Raw genomic sequence first — 1,168 nt, forward strand, 5'->3', positions numbered from 1 at the left:
AACGGCGGTGGTAATCACGGGAACAGTGGTAACCATGGCAATAGCGGCAATCATGGTAACAACGGTAACAGTGGCGACCATGGCAATAAAGGGCAAAATAAAGGCCAGTCCACTGAAGATCACGGCAAACGGAAAAACTACGGCAAGCCCGACCACGTCGACAGCGATATTAGCTTCTCACGGGCGCGCTCCCTTGCCGTGAACTACGGTCTGGTCGGCTATCAGGCGCTGCCGCCGGGTATCGCCAAAAATGTCGCCCGCGGCAAACCGCTCCCTCCGGGGATCGCCAAAAAGACCCTGCCAGCTTTTATGATTAACGACCTGCCCTATTATCCGGGCTATGAATGGCGGGCGGTCGGCGATGATCTGGTGCTGGTGGCCCTGAGCACCGCGATCGTCACCGCCGTGATTAACGGTGTGTTTGACTAAATCACCTGCTTATTGAAAAGCCTCGCCTCGGCGAGGCTTTTTTGTGCCTGGTGCCGGTGAGTAACGGCTCACCGGCATAACCAGTATGATAACGGTTCAACCAACCCGGGACCGACTATGGACAAAGACACAGTAGTAACGCTGTTGAAATACAAGCGCTGGATTGACCTTGCCACCTTACAGGCGATCCGCGCGATTGACGGAACGGTACATGGCGAAAAGCGTCACCTGACCATCAGGCTGATGAACCATATCCATGTCGTTGATATGATTTTCCGGGCGAACCTGCGCGGCAGGCCGCACGGCTACACCGCGCTGAATACCCCTGAGACGCCAACCGTTGATGAGCTGGAAACGGCCATGACCGCCTGTACGGACGAATACATTCAGTACGTCAGCGCCATGACCCCCGCCGACTTCCACGAACGTATCGCCTTCAAATTTGTCGACGGCGGCGACGGCAATATGACCGCGATGGAGATGCTGAACCACATGCTCTTTCACGGCGCCTATCACCGCGGCGCGGTGGGCTGGATGATTGGCGAATGCGGCGGCGTGCCGCCGAAAGAGGTGCTGACCGTTTTCCTGCGCGACCATCATTCCTGACCGAGCGAAACCATTCGCCGTCGATTACGCGGAGAATCAGCAGGAGCTCTGCCTGATGTCGAGTATGGGTTTTCTGGTACAGGGCGCTAAGGTGGGTTCCGATCGTGGCGATAGATACGCCCAGATGTAAGGC

At 56.8% G+C, this 1,168-nt stretch carries 2 protein-coding genes and 1 pseudogene; 2 read left to right on the plus strand and 1 reads right to left on the minus strand.

Annotated elements, in window-relative coordinates:
- Both VZP09_RS10195 and VZP09_RS10200 read left to right on the plus strand, forming a co-directional pair.
- Positions 1 to 429, plus strand: a 429-nt coding sequence (locus VZP09_RS10195; protein ID WP_328795099.1) for an anti-virulence regulator CigR family protein, incomplete at its 5' end; no start/stop codon positions are given.
- A gap of 117 nt (positions 430 to 546) precedes the next feature.
- Positions 547 to 1,035: a DinB family protein gene (locus tag VZP09_RS10200; protein ID WP_004175817.1), complete on the plus strand. Its 489-nt coding sequence runs from the start codon at positions 547 to 549 to the stop codon at positions 1,033 to 1,035.
- Between the two features lie 36 nt (positions 1,036 to 1,071).
- On the opposite strand, the pseudogene VZP09_RS10205 reads toward VZP09_RS10200, so the two are convergent.
- A pseudogene (locus VZP09_RS10205) lies at positions 1,072 to 1,168 on the minus strand (transcriptional regulator); the annotation flags it as partial.

It is taken from the genome of Klebsiella sp. EMBS2024, from assembly GCF_036233805.1.
Lineage (GTDB): Bacteria > Pseudomonadota > Gammaproteobacteria > Enterobacterales > Enterobacteriaceae > Klebsiella > Klebsiella pneumoniae.